Annotated in this window: 2 protein-coding genes; one reads left to right on the forward strand and one right to left on the reverse strand. The window is 34.5% G+C overall.

What is annotated here, in order from left to right; translation table 11 throughout:
• Positions 1 to 127: 127 nt before the first annotated feature.
• Positions 128 to 349: a helix-turn-helix domain-containing protein gene (locus ACOYLT_RS11365; RefSeq protein ID WP_422853958.1), complete on the reverse strand. Its 222-nt coding sequence runs from the start codon at positions 347 to 349 to the stop codon at positions 128 to 130.
• Between the two features lie 121 nt (positions 350 to 470).
• Between ACOYLT_RS11365 and ACOYLT_RS11370 the strand changes: the two genes are divergently transcribed.
• On the forward strand, positions 471 to 2,222 hold the full coding sequence (locus ACOYLT_RS11370) for a LamG-like jellyroll fold domain-containing protein (protein WP_422853959.1): 1,752 nt from the start codon (positions 471 to 473) through the stop codon (positions 2,220 to 2,222).
• The last annotated feature ends 625 nt before the right edge of the window (positions 2,223 to 2,847 follow it).

Genomic DNA, 2,847 nt, shown 5'->3' on the forward strand with positions numbered 1-2,847 from the left:
GGAATCCACTATTTAAAAGAAAGAAATACGTCCATATAGCCCCGATGGAAGTTAGCTAACCTGCAGGCAGATATGTACAAAAGTTTTTCTGAAAATAAGGGATTTTTTGTAAAATTCAACCTTGTTTTTACAAATCGATATCTGATAGTAGTTCCGACATCTTAACACCCAATGCGGAACAAATTTTCGAGAAGATGTTAATGGAGAAGTTTTGTTTGCCATTAAGAATTCTGCGGATGCTTTTCTCGTCAATATCACAAGCAGAGGCAAACTCCAAATTACTTTTAAACTTGATTTTTGCCCTATTGTTGATTAACTGACCTAGCTTTACTAATTGTTCTTCTGACATAGGTCAAAATTCCATTAATACAACCTCACAACATCGGCATATATGCCGATTAAATAAAAAAAGCTTATATTTGCAAAAAATTTTTATGCTTTTGAAGTCTAATTACTTAATATTTAACAAAATGAAAAAAATAATACTCTTTTTGGTGATGGCTGTAGCTTTAACCACCTCAACACTTTTTGCTCAAGTGCCTTCTTATGTTCCAACAAATGGTCTTGTTGGTTATTGGCCGTTTAGTGGCAATGCCAATGATATTAGTGGTAATGATAATAATGGAACTAATAACGGGGCTACATTAATTACAGATAGATTTGGTAATACAAATAGTGCTTATAGTTTTGATGGCATAAATGACTTTATTCAAGCTCCAAATTATGCTTCAAATAGTTCTTTTACAGTTTCATGTTGGGTAAATATGTCAACTTATAATCTGAATTCTCTTGGTTCTAATGATTTTATTTTCTTTGCAAATCATTCAGGGACTAATAATTCAAGTCGTAATTTTATGTTAGGTTACCGTAATTTTGGTAATGAAAATGGCTTCTCTTCTTACATATTTAATAGCACGGGTGCTCAATTAGGAGGTTATGCAACTAATCAAACGCCTCCATCTGTTAATTCTTGGCATCATTTAGTAAGTGTTTTCGAAAATGGAACTTATATCAAAATGTATTTGGATGGTGTATTATTTTATAATCAAACAAGTAATGTTCCAACTCAAAGTAATATGCCAAGTCTACCTTTGTTTTTTGGAATAGGCGTTGCAACACAATTTGATTTCTTGGAAGGGAAATTAGATGATGTTGGTTTTTGGAATAGAGCACTTACTGAGACTGAAATTACCAACTTATATAACTCATCCTTGCCTCAAACCGCATGTTTGCCAGCCAATATTCCTACGACAGGACTTGTGGGTTATTGGCCTTTTTGTGGCAACGCCAACGATGAAAGTGGTAATGCAAACAATGGAACTGTGAATGGGGCTACTTTGACAACGGATAGATTTGGTAATGCAAATAGTGCTTATAGTTTTGATGGTGTGGATGATAAAATCCATATAGGACAACTAAACTTAACTTCAAATTATTCTATTTCATTTTGGTCAAATTTAAATAATTCACAGTTTCAATATCCAATCGGTTTTGGTGTGAATCAAACCAATACAGTCGATTTATTTAAAGGTTATGGTATTGGATATTCTTCTACATTACCACAATGTTCTGGACTAACCAATTCTAAGTACTTTGTATTTGACGCTGTTTCAACATGTAATAATTTTATCGAATGTAATAACATCATTAATCCTTCTCAATGGAGCCATGTGGTAATGAGTAAAAATGGAAATTTGGTATCTATTTATATCAATGGTACATTAGAAAATTCAGGCACTAATTTGAACTTACAAGGTATTATTGACTTATATTTTGGAGTAAGGACCGATTTATTTGCTTACTTTAATGGTATTCTTGACGATATTGGCATATGGAACCGTGCTTTAACCCAAGAAGAAATCACCAACTTGTATAATGTCAATCAATGCATCACTAACATTACCGTTACGGATACGCTTATAATAAACGTTGGGCAGTTATCTTTCAATGACCCAGTTGCATGGGCTAATAGCATCACCATCGCTCCTAATCCTGCAAGTTCTCAAATCAATATCAATTTCAATAACATCACCAATTTGAATGGTGGAACATTGAAAATCATTAATTCATTGGGGCAAGAAGTGGCAACGACACCAATAACAACTTCTGGAACCAACAGCACAATGCAACTAGCAACGTGGGGTGGAACTGGAATGTACTTTGTTCAAATCATCAATCCACAAGGTCAAATTGTGGATATTAAAAAGATTATATTGCAATAAGTTTAGTTAAGTTAAAATTGAGCCACAGGAAACTGTGGCTTTTTTTGTTAGCAGCACGTAGGCGTAGTGTAATCGTTTTAAATCTGCTATAAAATGGTTCGACAACTTGATAGTGAAGGGTACTAAAAGTCCATAATTATATTGTAAATCAGTATATTATGGGCTTTTTTTTACTTTTTTGTCATTACTATCAAAAGAAAACAACAATGAAAGAAGATGGATTCCCGCCTGCGCGGGAAAGACAATAAGGAAAGTACTAGTTTTGTATAACGAATTAGTAGCGTCTGTCTTTCCCGTGTAGGCGGGAATCCACTATTTAAAAGAAAGAAATACGTCCTCAATAGCCCTGATGGAAGTTAGCTAAGCTGTAGGCTGACAGGTTCCCATTCAGGGTTCAAAAGCTCTTCCGTAAGGGGGGGCTTTTTTGTTACTTTTTTGTCATTCCTATCAAAAGAAAACAATAATGAAACAAGATGGATTCCCGCCTGCGCGGGAAAGACAATAAGGAAAGTACTAGTTTAGTAATAAATGATTAGTAGCGGCTGTCTTTCCCGTGTAGGCGGGAATCTTCTATTTAAAAGAAAGAAATACGTCCTCAATAGCCCTGATGGAAGTTAGCTAAGCT

Origin of the sequence: Flavobacterium sp., from assembly GCF_049318185.1 — a bacterium.
GTDB lineage: Bacteria > Bacteroidota > Bacteroidia > Flavobacteriales > Flavobacteriaceae > Flavobacterium.

Coding starts and splice junctions, on each gene's coding strand:
- ACOYLT_RS11370 (WP_422853959.1), top strand. CDS start 471: ATGAAAAAAATAATACTCTTTTTGGTGATGGCTGTAGCTTTAACCACC.
- ACOYLT_RS11365 (WP_422853958.1), bottom strand. CDS start 349: ATGTCAGAAGAACAATTAGTAAAGCTAGGTCAGTTAATCAACAATAGG.